Source organism: Pseudomonas sp. B7(2017) (genome assembly GCF_002112745.1).
Lineage (GTDB): Bacteria > Pseudomonadota > Gammaproteobacteria > Pseudomonadales > Pseudomonadaceae > Aquipseudomonas > Aquipseudomonas ekonensis.
This window is the reverse complement of record NZ_NEIP01000018.1, coordinates 19,527-33,596: the sequence shown is the minus strand read 5'-3', so window position 1 is coordinate 33,596 and position 14,070 is coordinate 19,527. Positions and strand designations below refer to the sequence as shown.

19 protein-coding genes are annotated in these 14,070 nt (G+C 61.8%); 10 read left to right on the top strand and 9 right to left on the bottom strand.

From position 1 onward, the window contains the following. Nucleotides 1-57 precede the first annotated feature (57 nt). A complete protein-coding gene (locus CAG29_RS24270) occupies nt 58-423 on the top strand; it encodes a histone-like nucleoid-structuring protein, MvaT/MvaU family (RefSeq protein ID WP_085583896.1) in 366 nt (121 codons plus the stop codon). Between the two features lie 206 nt (nt 424-629). On the opposite strand, the gene CAG29_RS24265 is transcribed toward CAG29_RS24270, so the two are convergent. Further along, nucleotides 630-1,148, bottom strand: coding sequence for a DUF4946 domain-containing protein (locus CAG29_RS24265; protein ID WP_085583987.1), 519 nt, complete (start codon nt 1,146-1,148; stop codon nt 630-632). A gap of 139 nt (nt 1,149-1,287) precedes the next feature. Between CAG29_RS24265 and gloA the strand changes: the two genes are divergently transcribed. Beyond that, a complete protein-coding gene (gloA, locus tag CAG29_RS24260; RefSeq protein ID WP_085583898.1) occupies nt 1,288-1,809 on the top strand; it encodes a lactoylglutathione lyase in 522 nt (173 codons plus the stop codon). Between the two features lie 63 nt (nt 1,810-1,872). On the opposite strand, the gene ahpF is transcribed toward gloA, so the two are convergent. From ahpF to CAG29_RS24245, 3 genes are all read right to left on the bottom strand, one after another. Beyond that, complete coding sequence (gene ahpF, locus CAG29_RS24255; protein WP_085583900.1) at nt 1,873-3,435, bottom strand: alkyl hydroperoxide reductase subunit F; 1,563 nt, start codon at nt 3,433-3,435, stop codon at nt 1,873-1,875. Nucleotides 3,436-3,569: 134 nt separating this feature from the next. Further along, nucleotides 3,570-4,133 (bottom strand): alkyl hydroperoxide reductase subunit C, encoded by a 564-nt coding sequence (gene ahpC / locus CAG29_RS24250; RefSeq protein ID WP_085583902.1) that lies wholly within the window; start codon nt 4,131-4,133, stop codon nt 3,570-3,572. A 138-nt stretch (nt 4,134-4,271) separates the two neighbouring features. After that, a complete protein-coding gene (locus tag CAG29_RS24245) occupies nt 4,272-5,210 on the bottom strand; it encodes a site-specific integrase (RefSeq protein WP_139831391.1) in 939 nt (312 codons plus the stop codon). A 179-nt stretch (nt 5,211-5,389) separates the two neighbouring features. Here CAG29_RS24245 and CAG29_RS24240 point away from each other — a divergent pair, with 179 nt between their 5' ends. Next, nucleotides 5,390-6,406: a DNA-binding protein gene (locus tag CAG29_RS24240; protein WP_085695253.1), complete on the top strand. Its 1,017-nt coding sequence runs from the start codon at nt 5,390-5,392 to the stop codon at nt 6,404-6,406. Here the strand turns inward: CAG29_RS24240 and gorA are convergent. Next, the gene (gene gorA, locus CAG29_RS24235; protein WP_085640888.1) at nt 6,403-7,761 is read right to left on the bottom strand and encodes a glutathione-disulfide reductase; all 1,359 of its coding nucleotides are present in this window, start codon (nt 7,759-7,761) and stop codon (nt 6,403-6,405) included. The genes CAG29_RS24240 and gorA overlap by 4 nt on opposite strands. Before the next feature lie 132 nt (nt 7,762-7,893). Beyond that, complete coding sequence (gene galU, locus CAG29_RS24230) at nt 7,894-8,733, bottom strand: UTP--glucose-1-phosphate uridylyltransferase GalU (RefSeq protein WP_085583911.1); 840 nt, start codon at nt 8,731-8,733, stop codon at nt 7,894-7,896. A gap of 224 nt (nt 8,734-8,957) precedes the next feature. Between galU and CAG29_RS24225 the strand changes: the two genes are divergently transcribed. Further along, nucleotides 8,958-9,146 (top strand): hypothetical protein, encoded by a 189-nt coding sequence (locus CAG29_RS24225; protein WP_085695252.1) that lies wholly within the window; start codon nt 8,958-8,960, stop codon nt 9,144-9,146. 142 nt (nt 9,147-9,288) lie between these two features. Then, nucleotides 9,289-9,579 carry a hypothetical protein gene (locus CAG29_RS24220; RefSeq protein ID WP_085583915.1) on the top strand — a complete coding sequence of 97 codons (291 nt, stop codon included), beginning with the start codon at nt 9,289-9,291 and terminating at the stop codon, nt 9,577-9,579. A gap of 2 nt (nt 9,580-9,581) precedes the next feature. Here CAG29_RS24220 and CAG29_RS24215 read toward each other — a convergent pair whose 3' ends face one another. Beyond that, nucleotides 9,582-9,812 carry a hypothetical protein gene (locus CAG29_RS24215; protein ID WP_085583917.1) on the bottom strand — a complete coding sequence of 77 codons (231 nt, stop codon included), beginning with the start codon at nt 9,810-9,812 and terminating at the stop codon, nt 9,582-9,584. 70 nt (nt 9,813-9,882) lie between these two features. Next, nucleotides 9,883-10,239: a hypothetical protein gene (locus CAG29_RS24210; protein ID WP_085583919.1), complete on the bottom strand. Its 357-nt coding sequence runs from the start codon at nt 10,237-10,239 to the stop codon at nt 9,883-9,885. 212 nt (nt 10,240-10,451) lie between these two features. Here CAG29_RS24210 and CAG29_RS24205 point away from each other — a divergent pair, with 212 nt between their 5' ends. The 5 genes from CAG29_RS24205 to ada all read left to right on the top strand — a co-directional run bounded on the left by CAG29_RS24205 (nt 10,452) and on the right by ada (nt 13,592). Next, nucleotides 10,452-10,754, top strand: coding sequence for a DUF1883 domain-containing protein (locus CAG29_RS24205; RefSeq protein ID WP_085583922.1), 303 nt, complete (start codon nt 10,452-10,454; stop codon nt 10,752-10,754). 35 nt (nt 10,755-10,789) lie between these two features. Beyond that, nucleotides 10,790-10,960: a hypothetical protein gene (locus CAG29_RS28585; RefSeq protein ID WP_170930059.1), complete on the top strand. Its 171-nt coding sequence runs from the start codon at nt 10,790-10,792 to the stop codon at nt 10,958-10,960. Nucleotides 10,961-11,052: 92 nt separating this feature from the next. Further along, on the top strand, nt 11,053-11,769 hold the full coding sequence (locus CAG29_RS24200) for a 2OG-Fe(II) oxygenase (protein ID WP_085583924.1): 717 nt from the start codon (nt 11,053-11,055) through the stop codon (nt 11,767-11,769). A gap of 5 nt (nt 11,770-11,774) precedes the next feature. Further along, nucleotides 11,775-12,452: a DNA oxidative demethylase AlkB gene (alkB, locus tag CAG29_RS24195; protein WP_085695274.1), complete on the top strand. Its 678-nt coding sequence runs from the start codon at nt 11,775-11,777 to the stop codon at nt 12,450-12,452. Nucleotides 12,453-12,524: 72 nt separating this feature from the next. Continuing rightward, entirely contained in the window at nt 12,525-13,592 is a 1,068-nt protein-coding gene (gene ada, locus CAG29_RS24190; protein ID WP_085583926.1) for a bifunctional DNA-binding transcriptional regulator/O6-methylguanine-DNA methyltransferase Ada, read from the top strand. Here the strand turns inward: ada and CAG29_RS24185 are convergent. Continuing rightward, complete coding sequence (locus tag CAG29_RS24185; RefSeq protein WP_085695251.1) at nt 13,589-14,047, bottom strand: GyrI-like domain-containing protein; 459 nt, start codon at nt 14,045-14,047, stop codon at nt 13,589-13,591. The genes ada and CAG29_RS24185 overlap by 4 nt on opposite strands. Nucleotides 14,048-14,070 lie beyond the last annotated feature (23 nt).

The window sequence follows — 14,070 nt, the reverse complement described above, 5'->3', positions numbered from 1 at the left end:
GTCCGAAGGCTTTGTTTGCGGTTGGTATCAGCCAAACACACTATTGGAGTAACGATATTGTCCAGACTCGCTGAATTTCGTGCAGCTGAAAAAGCCCTTCAGGAACAGCTCAAGCAGCTGGAATCGCTGAAGAACGATGCCGGGCTCAAGAAAGAAATCGAATTCGAAGAGAAGCTCCAGGGACTGATGAAAACCTACGGCAAAGGCCTGAAGGACATCATCGCCATCCTCGATCCGAACCCGGCGAAATCCGGCCAGCAAGTGGCCGCAGCACCCAAGACCCGCCGCGCCCGCGTGGTCAAGGTGTACCAAAACCCGCACACCGGCGAACTGATCGAGACCAAAGGCGGCAACCACCGCGGCCTGAAAGCCTGGAAAGAACAGTACGGGGCAGCCACCGTCGATTCCTGGTTGCGCGGCTGATCTTGCGCCAACAGAAAAAGCCCTGCCGATGCAGGGCTTTTTTGTGGACAATATTTAACAAATGCAACGAGCCCCGTCTGAAAAGTTGATCGGCCTTGCGCCAGACGCAGTACGAATTTGCAGCAGAATATTGCCGGCCGGCTCGCAGTTATCTTTGTGCTTAATGCTTTCGGGCATCTATAACGGTGCAGACCGCCCGGTCAGGATTAAAGTTTCAAGCTGTTTCGTATCGACGCTATTTCGTCGGTGCTCTGTTTGAACATCTCGGCCTCTCCCGCATACGAAAGTACATAGGCGTTCTGAGCGTCGAGGGCAGCGACCAATGTTTGCGACAACACGTGCCTGCCGTTTTCAGTGACCGTGCAGGTGGTCTCAAGTGCCGACAGCGAACCCAGGACGGATGAGTGGATCCTGTTGCACACACTCTGGTAGCCGCCCTGGAAGAAGTCCTTCTGCACCGCTTTGCGCATTTCCAGCAGCACCCCTTGCAGGTTGACTTGATGGCCGGTTTCCACTCGGGTCATGGTCAACTCCATCACCATCACCTGATTCCCTTCGGCATCGGTCTTCACCCCGCGCTGACGCGACACCTGCGGCGATGTGTCAGGCAGGGCCTCAACCTGCCAGCCGGCGGGCCAGGCTATCTCCGGCGCCTGGGCCGACGCGCCCGCGGCGCACAACGACAAGCAAAGGAAAACGAACAGCGATTTGAACGGTCGGATCATTCGAAGGACACCGGCAGACTGAGCCGAGCAGTCTGAGCCCAGCCTCCTGGCAGGGCAAGCCTGCACGTGAGGTTTGGCGATGTCCCAAGGCATGCGTATCATTGCGCCATTCACTCGCCCCATTCGTCACGGAGGGCCCATGAGCCTGCACGAACTGAACACTTTCCCTGGCGTGACCGCCACGCCGGACAGCGCAACCCGCAACTTCGTCTTCAACCACACCATGCTGCGCGTAAAGGACATCACCCGGTCGCTGGACTTCTACACCCGCGTGCTCGGTTTCTCGCTGGTGGAAAAGCGCGACTTCCCGGAAGCCGAATTCAGCCTGTACTTCCTCGCGCTGGTCGACAAGGCGCAGATCCCGGCGGACGCCGCAGCCCGCACCGAGTGGATGAAGTCGATCCCCGGCATCCTGGAACTGACCCACAACCACGGCACCGAAAACGACGCGGACTTCGCGTACCACAACGGCAACACCGACCCGCGCGGTTTCGGCCACATCTGCATCTCGGTGCCGGACATCGTCGCCGCCTGCGAGCGCTTCGAGGAACTGGGCTGCGATTTCCAGAAGCGCCTGACCGACGGCCGCATGAAGAGCCTGGCGTTCATCAAGGATCCGGACGGCTACTGGGTCGAAATCATCCAGCCGGCACCGCTGTAAGCAACACCCGAAAACGACAAACCCCATGAGCGATCATGGGGTTTGTCGTTTCAGGCTCAAGGCTTATGCCGGGGCCGACGTGCGAATCAAGTGATCGAACGCGCTCAACGATGCCTTGGCGCCCTCGCCCACCGCGATCACGATCTGCTTGTACGGCACCGTGGTCACGTCGCCGGCGGCGAAGATGCCGTGGATCGAGGTTTCGCCGCGGTTGTCGACAATGATCTCGCCACGCGGCGACAACTCGATGGTGCCCTTGAGCCAGTCGGTGTTGGGCAGCAGACCGATCTGCACGAAGATCCCCTCCAGCTCGACGCTGCGCAACTCATCCGACTGACGATCCTTGTAGCGCAGGCCGTTGACCTTCTGCCCGTCACCGGTGACTTCGGTGGTTTGCGCGCTGGTGATCACGGTCACGTTCGGCAGGCTGTGCAGCTTGCGCTGCAGCACGGCGTCGGCACGCAGCTGCACGTCGAACTCCAGCAAGGTCACGTGGGCCACAATCCCGGCCAGGTCGATGGCCGCTTCCACGCCGGAGTTGCCGCCGCCGATCACCGCCACGCGCTTGCCCTTGAACAGCGGGCCGTCGCAGTGCGGGCAGTACGCCACACCTTTGTTGCGGTATTCCTGCTCGCCCGGCACGTTCATTTCGCGCCAGCGCGCACCGGTCGCCAGGATCACGCTCTTGGCTTTCAGAATCGCGCCGCTGGCGAAACGGACTTCATGCAGCTCGCCGTTCTGGCCCGGGATCAGCTTGTCGGCGCGTTGCAGGTTCATGATGTCCACGTCGTATTGCTTGACGTGCTCTTCCAGCGCCACCGCCAGTTTCGGGCCTTCGGTTTCCTGTACGGAAATGAAGTTCTCGATGGCCATGGTGTCCAGCACCTGACCGCCGAAGCGTTCGGCGGCGACGCCGGTGCGGATGCCTTTGCGGGCTGCGTAGATGGCTGCCGAAGCGCCGGCCGGCCCACCGCCGACCACCAGCACATCGAAGGCTTCTTTGGCGCTGATCTTCTCGGCCTGACGCTCGATGGCGCCGGTGTCGAGCTTGGCGAGGATTTCCTCAAGGCCCATGCGGCCCTGACCGAAGTTCTCGCCGTTCAAGTAGATGCTCGGCACGGCCATGATCTTGCGGTCGTTGACTTCGTCCTGGAACAGCGCGCCGTCGATGGCGACATGGCGGATGTTCGGGTTCAGCACGGCCATCAGGTTCAGCGCCTGGACGACGTCCGGGCAGTTCTGGCACGACAACGAGAAGTAGGTTTCGAAGCTGAATTCGCCCTTGAGCGAACGGATCTGTTCGATCACCTCGGCGCTGGCCTTCGAAGGGTGACCGCCGACCTGCAGCAGGGCCAGCACCAACGAGGTGAATTCGTGGCCCATCGGGATGCCGGCGAAACGCAGACTGATGTCGGCGCCGGGGCGGTTGATCGAGAACGACGGCTTGCGGACATCGTCGCCGCTGTCGATCAGGGTGATTTGGCTCGAAAGACTGGCAACGTCTTTCAGCAGTTCAAGCATTTCACGGGATTTCGCACCGTCGTCGAGAGAAGCGACGATCTCGATCGGCTGGGTGACCCGTTCCAGGTACGATTTCAACTGGGCTTTAAGATTGGCGTCCAACATACGGGCGATCTCCTGAACGTTCTTTGAGGCGAAAAAAAACGCCCGAGCGAATCTCGCCCGGGCGTTTTCATTGGGCGGTGCAGCTTACTTAGGTAGGTGCGGAGTTCCGCCCTGAGTGATGCGGTGTCACAGGATCAGATCTTGCCGACCAGGTCCAGGGACGGAGCCAGAGTGGCCTCGCCTTCTTTCCACTTGGCCGGGCAGACTTCGCCTGGGTGGGCAGCGACGTATTGAGCGGCCTTGATCTTGCGCAGCAGCTCGGAAGCGTCACGGCCAACGCCGCCGTCGTTCAGTTCAACGATCTTGATCTGGCCTTCAGGGTTGATCACGAAGGTGCCACGATCCGCCAGGCCAGCTTCTTCGATCAGCACGTCGAAGTTGCGGGAGATGACGTGGGTCGGATCGCCGATCATGGTGTACTGGATCTTGCCGATGGCTGGCGAAGTGTTGTGCCAGGCAGCGTGGGCGAAATGGGTGTCGGTGGAAACGCTGTAGATCTCTACACCCAGTTTCTGGAAGGCTGCGTAGTTGTCGGCCAGGTCTTCCAGCTCGGTCGGGCAAACGAAGGTGAAGTCGGCTGGGTAGAAGAACACGACCGACCACTTGCCTTTCAGGTCAGCGTCCGAGACTTGCACGAAGTCGCCGTTTTTGAACGCGGTGGCTTTGAACGGTTTTACTTGGCTGTTGATGATAGGCATTGATGACTCTCCGTCAGGGGTTGTGAACTCGATGGGGTGAATCCTACCCACTCGCTCGACGGATGGCTCATTGGCAAACCTGATGCTGCTGATTTGTTTTCGCTATTAGCTGACTGTATTAATAGAAGAAAACGATATCTAAAGCGACGGCGGCTTATCCGTGATCCGAACCATCCCTTCAAAGGGGCTGGCTTCAACATAGCGCATGGCGGACTTCATATCCTTCCAGCCCACATAGCTCATCAGTGACTTGAGGTCCCAGCCGCTCTGATTCGCCCAGGTCGCGAAACCGCGGCGCAGCGAATGGGTGGTGTAATGTTCGGCCTCGATGCCGGCGCGCTTGAGCGCCTGGCGCAGCAGCGGAATCACGCTGTTGGCGTGCAGCCCCTCCTCGCTCAGATGCCCCCAACGATCCACCCCGCGAAAGACCGGGCCGCGCACCAGGGCTGCCTCGGTGACCCACTCGATGTACGCCTGCACCGGGCACAGCTTGAGCAGTGCCGGCGCCTGATAGGTCTTGCCCAGGTTTTCCCGGTCACCCTTGCTGCGCGGCAGGTACACGGTGATGCCTTTGCCGGCATGGGCCTGGACGTGTTCGACCTCGAGGCGGCACAGCTCGTCGCTGCGAAAGCCGCGCCAGAAGCCCAGCAGAATCAGCGCCCGGTCACGGCAAGCCTTGAGCAACTGCGGCCGGTTCTGTTGCGCCCGGGCTTCGCTGATCTCCTGATCCAGCCAAGCCACCGCCTGCTCCAGGTGTTGCAGCTGCAAAGGCTCGGCCTGTCTCTCCTGGGCCGGGTGCAACGCACGGATGCCTTTGAGCGTCTTGCGCACGAGCGGCGCTTTGGTCGGGTCGGCAAACCCCTGGCTGCTGTGCCATTGCGCCAACGCCGACAGGCGCAGTTTCAGCGTATTGATCGATAACACACCGGCATGGGCCACCAGGTAGCGGGCGACGCTTTCCGCCGTCGCGGGCAGGAAACCACCCCAGGTCACTTCGAAATGAGTGATGGCCGCACGGTAGCTGCGGCGTGTGTTGTCACGAGTGGCGGCTTGCAGATAGCGATCCAGATCGCTCATGGGCGGGTTTCTCATGGGGTGTGTACTGACGGGCTGCGCATAAAACGCGATTCAGCGCTTCACGCGGGATAATACGAGTATATCCCGCCTCTTGAAAATCAAACATTTAAGATTTTTCTTGCCGTGGTACACTGCTATTTTTGTGGCATGTACCACAGTACGTAAAGGTAGGATCACTCATGGCCCGTGGCGGCATCAACAAGGCATTGGTTAAAGCGGCGCGGCAGGCGATTCTGGCTCGCGGAGAACACCCGAGCATCGATGCGGTACGCATTGAAATGGGCAATACCGGCTCAAAAACCACCATCCATCGTTATCTGAAGGAGCTGGATGACGGCCGAGAACCGGTCGAAGTGCCGTCGGAACCCATCGACGACGAACTGACCGCGCTCGTTGCGCGTCTGGCGCAACGCCTGAAAGAACAGGCACAGGAGCCGATCGAACAGGCCCGCGAGGCATTCGAAGAACAGCGCCAGGCGCTGGAGACCGAGCTGAATCAGACGCGCCAGGCGCTCACCCAGCTGGAACAGCAACATGAAATCCAGAGTGCAGCACTCTCCCGCGAATCCGAAGCGCTGACCGACACCCGGTCGATGCTTCAGACGGAACAGACCCGCAACGCCGGCCTGAACCAGGCACTGGCGGATTTTGAATTGCGCCTAAAGGACAAGGACGAGCAGATCCGCTCGCTGGAAGAGAAGCACCTGCACGCCCGCGACGCCCTTGAGCACTACCGCAACGCCATCAAGGAACAACGCGAACAGGAGCAGAGCCGCCACGAAGGGCAAGTGCAGCAGTTGCAGATGGAATTGCGCCAGGCCCAGCAAAGCGCACTGGTGCGTCAGGACGAAATCACCCAACTGCACCGCGACAACGAACGCCTGCTGACCGAAAACCGCGGCTCGTTGCGCGAGCTCAGCCTGTTGCAGGATCAGCTCAAGCACAGCAACCAGCGCCAGGACCAGCTGTTCGAGCAAGCGTCCCGCGTCGACAGCGAACGCACCCTCCTCCAGGAACGCTTGCGCGTCGCCACCCTGGAAAGCCAGACGCTCAAACAGAGCCTCGACGAACAGGCGCAACTCAATCAGGGACTGGAAAAGGAACTGACCCAGGCACAGGCGAGCCTGGAGGACAGCCTGCGCCTGGCCGCCACCGTGGCGGCAGCGGCAGACGCAGCCAAACCGAAAGGCGCTTAAGCGCCGACCGGCGAACGCATGGTGACAAACTCTTCGGCCGCCGTCGGGTGAACCCCGATGGTGTCGTCGAAGTCGCGCTTGGTGGCGCCGGCCTTCAGGGCGATGGCCAACCCCTGCACGATCTCGCCGGCGTCCGGGCCGACCATGTGGCAGCCGAGCACCTTGTCGGTCTTGCCGTCGACCACCAGTTTCATCAGCGTGCGCTCCTGGCAATCGGTCAGGGTCAGCTTCATCGGACGGAAGCGGCTTTCGAAGATCACCACGTCATGCCCGGCGCTCCTCGCCTCCTCCTCCGTCAGACCGACGGTGCCGATGTTCGGCAGGCTGAATACCGCCGTCGGGATCATCTTGTAATCCACCGGACGGTATTGCTCTGGCTTGAACAGGCGCCGCGCCACCGCCATGCCCTCGGCCAGCGCCACAGGCGTCAGCTGCACACGACCGATCACATCGCCCAGGGCGAGAATCGACGGCTCGCTGGTCTGGAACAGCTCATCGACCTTGACGAAACCCTTGTCGTCCAGTGTGACGCCGGTGTTTTCCAGCCCCAGGTTGTCCAGCATCGGACGCCGGCCCGTCGCATAGAACACACAATCGGCTTCCAGGACGCGACCATCCTTGAGGGTGGCTTTCAGACTGCCATCAGATTGCTTTTCGATCCGTTCGATGTCGGCATTGAACTGCAGATCCATCCCGCGCTTGGTCAACTCTTCCTGCAAATGCTTGCGCACCGAACCGTCGAAGCCGCGCAGGAACAGATCGCCGCGGTACAGCAGCGTCGTGTCCGCCCCCAGACCGTGGAAAATGCCGGCGAACTCGACCGCGATGTAGCCACCGCCCACTACCAGCACGCGCTTCGGCAGGTCCTTGAGGAAGAAGGCTTCATTGGAGCTGATTGCATGCTCGCGCCCCGGAATTTCCGGAATCTGAGGCCAGCCACCAGTGGCGATCAGGATGTGCTTCGCCGTGAAACGCTCACCGTTGACCTCGACCTGATGCGGGTCGACGATCTTCGCGTGGCCTTCGTGCAGGGTTACGCCGCTGTTGACCAGCAGGTTGCGGTAGATGCCGTTCAGGCGATTGATCTCGCGGTCCTTGTTGGCGATCAGCGTCGCCCAATCGAAATCGGCCTCGCCCAGATTCCAGCCGAAGCCCGACGATTGCTCGAAGTCTTCGGCGAAATGCGCGCCATAGACCAACAACTTCTTCGGCACGCAGCCGACGTTGACGCAGGTGCCGCCCAGGTAGCGGCTCTCGGCCACGGCGACTTTCGCGCCAAACCCCGCCGCAAAGCGCGCAGCCCTCACACCGCCGGAACCGGCGCCGATCACATAAAGGTCAAAATCGTAGGCCATATCTCTCTCCTTGACTGCTCACCAGCATACCCGCAGTCGTTCATTGGGCAAGCGCTGCCATCCAAATGGGGCCGGAAAATGAAAAAACCACCCGAAGGTGGTTTTTTTCGTGCAGACGCGAACAGACGCTTATCAGTAAGCCTTGCCGGTCTTGTAGAAATTCTCGAAGCAGAAGTTGGTCGCCTCGATGTAGCCTTCGGCGCCGCCGCAGTCGAAACGCTTGCCCTTGAACTTGTAGGCCATGACGCAGCCGTTCTGGGCCTGCTTCATCAGGGCGTCGGTGATCTGGATCTCGCCGCCCTTGCCTGGCTCGGTCTGCTCGATCAGGTCGAAGATGTCCGGGGTCAGGATGTAGCGGCCGATGATCGCCAGGTTGGACGGCGCATCTTCCGGCTTCGGCTTCTCGACCATGCTGTGCACGCGGTAGATGTCGTCACGGATCATCTCGCCGGCAATCACACCGTACTTGTTGGTTTCCTGAGGATCGACTTCCTGGATCGCAACGATGGAGCAGCGGAACTGCTTGTACAGCTTGACCATCTGGGTCAGTACGCCGTCGTCTTCGAGGTTGACGCACAGGTCGTCCGCCAGCACCACGGCGAACGGCTCGTCGCCGATCAGCGGACGGCCGGTCAGGATCGCGTGACCCAGGCCTTTCATTTCGGTCTGACGGGTGTACGAGAAAGAGCACTCGTCCAGCAGGCGGCGGATGCCGACCAGGTATTTTTCCTTGTCGGTGCCCTTGATCTGGTTTTCCAGCTCGTAGCTGATGTCGAAGTGGTCTTCCAAGGCGCGCTTGCCGCGGCCGGTGACGATGGAGATTTCGGTCAGGCCGGCTTCCAGGGCCTCTTCGACGCCGTACTGGATCAGTGGCTTGTTTACCACCGGCAGCATTTCCTTGGGCATGGCTTTAGTCGCTGGCAGGAAGCGAGTACCGTAACCGGCTGCTGGGAACAAGCATTTCTTGATCATATAAGTCCTTGAAAGGGCTGTGTGTACGAGTTTCGGCGCAGTCTAATCAGGCGGCGTGCACCTTACAATGCCCCGCACTGGCTAACCGATGCCAACATAGAGAAATATTCCGGCCGATAGTTCCATAGCCGCTTCAAGACTGCGCGTTGAGCGTAGCTCAAATCAGCCGAGGCGCCGTTTTGCCGGTATCATGGCACCTTTGAACCAGCCGACGAGACAAAGAGATGGCCGCAGCAAAAAGCATCAACGGGTATTTGGTCAGCCAAGCGAAGGACGGCCAGTGGTGGATCAGCAACGCCAAGGGCGAGCAGGTCGTCGGCCCGCTGCCCACCGAGGCGATGGCGTCTGATGTGGCAGCCGTGTTCGAGGACACTCCGCCAGGCCCTAAACGCCGCGGCGACGATCAGGATTGACTTGCATCGAAGTCCCCAGGCCCTGCCGTTGCGCAGGGCTTTTTTGTGCCGCCCCTCGGGGGAAATGGCCAATCGCTATAACCTTTTCGCGCCAACGCTGTCAGATCGTTTGGCCGCCCCTTTTAGCAAGGATGAATGTGTCATGACCGCCCTCTTCAGAACCCTGCCGCTGATCGCCCTGCTGGCCCTGGCCGGTTGCGCCTCCTCGCAGCCCACCTACCTGGACGACGGTGAACAAGGCCTGAGCATCGACTGCTCCGGCGAAGCCAACTCATGGGCCAGTTGCTACGAGAAGGCCGATGACTCCTGCGCCGGCACCGGCTACCGCATCGTCGGCACCGACGGCACGCCCTCCGCCCAGGACAGCGACAAGACCCTGGGGCTCGACGTCGGCAACTACAAGACGCGCAGCGTCGTGGTGGTCTGCAAATAAGCCTACAGGTGGATTTCCGCGAACTTGACTCCCAATCCGCGCACGACGTCGATCAGGTCGTCGAGCCGGCTGAAGGACTCGACCTCATCGTTGTCGTCCACCAGAAAGTAGCTGCGTCCGCCGCTCTTCTTGAAGAACACGATCCACTCCCCCAGGTTCGCCGGGTTCTGGATCACGTGGGTGGCAGAGATCAGGCCCTCTGCATGCCGTTCGCGCACTTGTTCCCGCTTCATGCCTCTCTCCAGAAATGACAAAGCCGCCAAGGGTTCCTTGACGGCTTCGATGCCGACCGCCGGCAGTCTATCAGCCCGAGATGCAGGCGTTGGCGGCGTTGCGCACGTCCCGGGGGCGCACAGGGACGTTGGACATGCGCTCGTGCAGCTTGATGCTGCTGCCGCCGGAGCGATCCTCGATGTCGAACACCGCCGCAGGACCTGAAGACAGCTTGCCGGGGACGATCACCCGCACGCCGTCCTTCTGGGGCTCGACCTGCAAGGCGCCACGTGTGTCCGCCAGCTTTTGCGCCAGGCACCCGGCAAATTCATGGGGTTTCTTGCCGGAAATCACGTTCATGGTCGGCAACGTGGCGTCGATCTCCGAAACGCTCGCGCAACCGCTCATTGCCAACACCGCCGGCAGCCAAACCGCACCCCACTTCATACATATCCTCCAATAAAGCCCCTCCGACAGCACGAATGCCGTTTTTCTCCGGGGGCCTGTTGCGTTTATCGCGCATTGCACCGCGAAAATCCGTTTTAAATTGTCAAAGCAGCGCCCGACGGCGGGATAATAACCCGTCCGGGCTGATAAACTGCGCCCCTAGCCCATGCTATCGTTTTGATTTAGCAGAAAAAGCCCTTCTGGAGGCGCCCATGAAATTCATTCACCAGCGCGAGCACCTCAACGAAGACGACATCGTCGTCATCCAGTGCTCGCAGACCTGCAACATCCGCCTGATGAACGACGCCAACTTCCGCAGCTTCAAGAACGGCGGCCGTCACACCTATCACGGCGGCGCCTTCGACAAATTCCCGGCACGCATCACCGCTCCCAGCACCGGCTACTGGAACATCACCATCGACACCGTCAGCCGCCGGGCGATCAGCGTAACCCGCAAGCCGAACCTGACGCATTCGATCAAGATCATCCGCCGCTCCAGCTCCAAACTCAGCTGAGCCGCCCCTTCATTCCTGGACAGGCAGAGACTTCCGTGGCCCAAACGACCAAATACGTCATCAAGTACAAACTCAACGGCGAGCGTCGCTTCGAATTCGCGCAACTGGAAAATGGCACGCCGGACGAGGCCAAGGCCGCCCTGGAGGCCCTGCACGGGCAAAGCGGCGACGTGATCAGCGAGATCAAAGTCAGCAAGGCGCTTTAAGGCGCCGGCGCACATTCGACCGCAAGCAACGGAGTGCTGCGGGACGGGCCTGCGTACAGACTGACCGCCCCGAACTGCGCCAAGGAGCCGGAATGTCGAACCCGCCCACCCCTTCCCCGCTGGATTCGCTCGACTGGCCCGAGCTTGAGCGGCAGCTGGACCAAGACGGCTGCGCCATCATCCGCACGCTGCTGCGCCCCGAGACCTGCGCTCGCCTGAGCGCGCTCTATCCGCAAAGCGAACCGTTCCGCTCGCAGGTCATCATGGCCCGCCACGGTTTCGGGCGCGGCGAATACAAGTACTTCGCCTATCCGCTGCCGCCGCCGGTCGAACGCCTGCGGCGCGCCCTGTATCCGCACCTCGTGCCGCTGGCCAACCGCTGGTGCGAACGCATGGGGCTCACGGAGCGATTTCCGGCCGAGCACGCGCAGTTTCTGGAGCGCTGCCATGCCGCCGGTCAATGTCGTCCTACGCCGCTGTTGCTGCAATACGGCCCGCAGGACTACAACTGCCTGCACCAGGATCTCTACGGCGAGCATGTCTTTCCGCTGCAAGTGGCGATTCTGCTGTCGGAGCCCGGGCAGGATTTCACCGGCGGCGAATTTGTCCTCACCGAGCAACGCCCGCGCATGCAGTCCCGTCCGCAGGTCATGGACCTTAGGCAAGGCGACGCCTTGATCTTCGCCGTCAACCAGCGACCGGTCAAAGGTGTGCGCGGCGACTACCGGGTGACCATGCGTCACGGCGTCAGTCGCCTGCACAGCGGCAGACGGCATACTCTCGGGATCATCTTTCACGACGCGACATGACGGCCATGCAACCGACCACCCTCGACCTGTTCGCCGACACCGAACCGCAACCGCCGCGCACTGAGCAGATCGGCGAGCAGTCGTGGTTGCTGCGGGGGTTCGCCCTGCCCTGTGTCGAACCCTTGCTCGTCGCGCTGGACAGAATCCTCAAGGACGCGCCGCTGCGCCACATGATGACGCCCGGCGGCTTCAGCATGTCCGTGGCGACCAGCAGCTGCGGCGCACTGGGTTGGATCACCGACCGCAGCGGCTATCGCTACTCCCCTGTGGATCCGCTCAGCGGGCAGCCTTGGCCGGCAATGCCGGCGGCGTTCACCGACCTGGCGCACGCAGCGGCCGCAGAGGCGGGATTTGCCGGATTCACGCCTGATTCCTGCCTGATCAACCACTATATACCCGGTGCGAAGATGTCGTTGCACCAGGACAAAGACGAAAAGGACTACGCCGAACCGATCGTTTCCCTCTCGCTCGGATTGCCAGCGACGTTTCTGTTCGGCGGTTTCGCCCGCGCCGACGGCACCCGGCGCATCCCGCTGCTGCACGGCGACATGGTGATCTGGGGCGGTGTCGACCGGCTGCGCTACCACGGTGTGCTGCCGGTCAAGCCCGGACATCACCCGCGCCTGGGCGAGCAACGGCTGAACCTGACCTTCCGCTGCGCCGGGCCGTCACGCAGAATTTGACCGCAAGCCCCGGAGTGTTGCCGAAAGCCAGGCTGGTTAACCTGAATCAAACAGGTCAACGGACGAATCATCATGAAAACACTTTGCGCGACACCGAACACTGAAGACGATCCACGCTGGGCCGCCGTCCTCGCCCGCGATCCCCGGGCGGACGGGCAGTTCGTGTATGCCGTGAAAACCACCGGCGTCTACTGCCGCCCCAGCAGCCTGGCGCGCCTGCCCAAGCCGCAGAACGTGGAGTTCTTCGACACCGCGCAAGAGGCCGAGGCGGCGGGCTATCGCCCCAGCAAACGGGCGGGCAAGGATCAGAGCAGCATGGCCGCCCAGCATGCGGCGACGGTGGCGGCGGCGTGTCGGCGGATCGAGTCGGCCGAACACCTGCCGCCGCTCAATGAATTGGCCGAGGCCGCCGGCCTGAGCCCGTTCCACTTTCACCGGGTGTTCAAAGCCGTCACCGGCCTGACGCCCAAGGGATACGGCGCGGCCCATCGCTCCCGCAAGGTCCGGGAGCGGTTGGCGGACAGCGGCACGGTCACCGATGCGCTCTACGATGCCGGATTCAATTCCAACAGCCGCTTCTACGAAAGCGCCGACCAAATGCTGGGCATGAAACCCGGCGATTACCGCGCGGCGGGCAAGAACAACGACATCCGCTTCGCGGTCGGCCAATGCTCCCTCGGGGCGATTCTGGTGGCCCAGAGCGAGCGCGGGGTCTGCGCGATCCTGCTGGGAGACGACCCGCACCAACTGGTGTGCGACCTGCAGGACAAATTCCGCCAAGCCAACCTGATCGGCGCGGACAGCGGATTCGAGCAACTAATCGCCAGCGTCGTGGGTTTCATCGAGGCGCCGGCGCTGGGCCTCGACCTGCCGCTGGACGTACGCGGCACGGCGTTTCAGGAGCGGGTCTGGCAGGCGCTGCGGGACATTCCGCCCGGCAGCACCGCCAGCTACGCCGACATCGCCCAGCGCATCGGCGCACCCAAGGCCGTGCGCGCCGTGGCCCAGGCGTGCGGCGCCAACAGCCTCGCGGTAGCCATTCCCTGCCATCGCGTGGTGCGCAGCGACGGCAACCTGTCGGGCTACCGTTGGGGTGTGGAACGCAAGCGCGCGCTGCTTGAGCGCGAAGCGCAGTCTTAGCGGATGCCGATGTAGACCGCCACCGAGCCGGGGCCGGTATAGGCCTCGAAGTCGGTGGTGTAACGCCGCTCGACTTGAGGGTTTTCTTCAAAATAGCGCCAGATCCGGCCCCACGTGGCGATGACTGCCTCCGGCAGCGCGCCCCGCCCTTCGAACACCAGGTACTCGCCGCTCTCGATCCGCACCGTTTCGAACTCGCTCTGCGGATCGAGGATCGCGACGCCTGCCGTCACATCGAACTCCCCCGACGCATCCGACTCATAGGCCGAATACACGCCATAGACCGGTGATTCGGTCTGCTTACCGGGGATGACGGCGGCCAGCCCTCCCTGATGGAAACGCCCCCACATCGGGGCGATCTTCGCGGTGTGCCCGCCCTGTTCGGCGAGGTTGGTGGTACGCACCCGCAGCCCCGCGACCGTGAAACCATTGACGTAAAGTTGCTTGAGATCCATTGAGTGCGCCGCTCCATGTGCCT

Excerpts from the sequence above, each read along its gene's own strand:
- CAG29_RS24245 (WP_139831391.1), bottom strand. The coding sequence starts at position 5,210 with ATGAGCGATCTGGATCGCTATCTGCAAGCCGCCACTCGTGACAACACA.
- galU (WP_085583911.1), bottom strand. The coding sequence starts at position 8,733 with ATGATCAAGAAATGCTTGTTCCCAGCAGCCGGTTACGGTACTCGCTTC.
- CAG29_RS24265 (WP_085583987.1), bottom strand. The coding sequence starts at position 1,148 with ATGATCCGACCGTTCAAATCGCTGTTCGTTTTCCTTTGCTTGTCGTTG.
- ahpF (WP_085583900.1), bottom strand. The coding sequence starts at position 3,435 with ATGTTGGACGCCAATCTTAAAGCCCAGTTGAAATCGTACCTGGAACGG.
- ahpC (WP_085583902.1), bottom strand. The coding sequence starts at position 4,133 with ATGCCTATCATCAACAGCCAAGTAAAACCGTTCAAAGCCACCGCGTTC.
- gorA (WP_085640888.1), bottom strand. The coding sequence starts at position 7,761 with ATGGCCTACGATTTTGACCTTTATGTGATCGGCGCCGGTTCCGGCGGT.
- CAG29_RS24215 (WP_085583917.1), bottom strand. The coding sequence starts at position 9,812 with ATGAAGCGGGAACAAGTGCGCGAACGGCATGCAGAGGGCCTGATCTCT.
- CAG29_RS24185 (WP_085695251.1), bottom strand. The coding sequence starts at position 14,047 with ATGGATCTCAAGCAACTTTACGTCAATGGTTTCACGGTCGCGGGGCTG.
- CAG29_RS24200 (WP_085583924.1), top strand. The coding sequence starts at position 11,053 with ATGTCGAACCCGCCCACCCCTTCCCCGCTGGATTCGCTCGACTGGCCC.
- ada (WP_085583926.1), top strand. The coding sequence starts at position 12,525 with ATGAAAACACTTTGCGCGACACCGAACACTGAAGACGATCCACGCTGG.
- CAG29_RS24225 (WP_085695252.1), top strand. The coding sequence starts at position 8,958 with ATGGCCGCAGCAAAAAGCATCAACGGGTATTTGGTCAGCCAAGCGAAG.
- gloA (WP_085583898.1), top strand. The coding sequence starts at position 1,288 with ATGAGCCTGCACGAACTGAACACTTTCCCTGGCGTGACCGCCACGCCG.
- CAG29_RS24205 (WP_085583922.1), top strand. The coding sequence starts at position 10,452 with ATGAAATTCATTCACCAGCGCGAGCACCTCAACGAAGACGACATCGTC.
- CAG29_RS24240 (WP_085695253.1), top strand. The coding sequence starts at position 5,390 with ATGGCCCGTGGCGGCATCAACAAGGCATTGGTTAAAGCGGCGCGGCAG.
- CAG29_RS24210 (WP_085583919.1), bottom strand. The coding sequence starts at position 10,239 with ATGAAGTGGGGTGCGGTTTGGCTGCCGGCGGTGTTGGCAATGAGCGGT.
- alkB (WP_085695274.1), top strand. The coding sequence starts at position 11,775 with ATGCAACCGACCACCCTCGACCTGTTCGCCGACACCGAACCGCAACCG.
- CAG29_RS24220 (WP_085583915.1), top strand. The coding sequence starts at position 9,289 with ATGACCGCCCTCTTCAGAACCCTGCCGCTGATCGCCCTGCTGGCCCTG.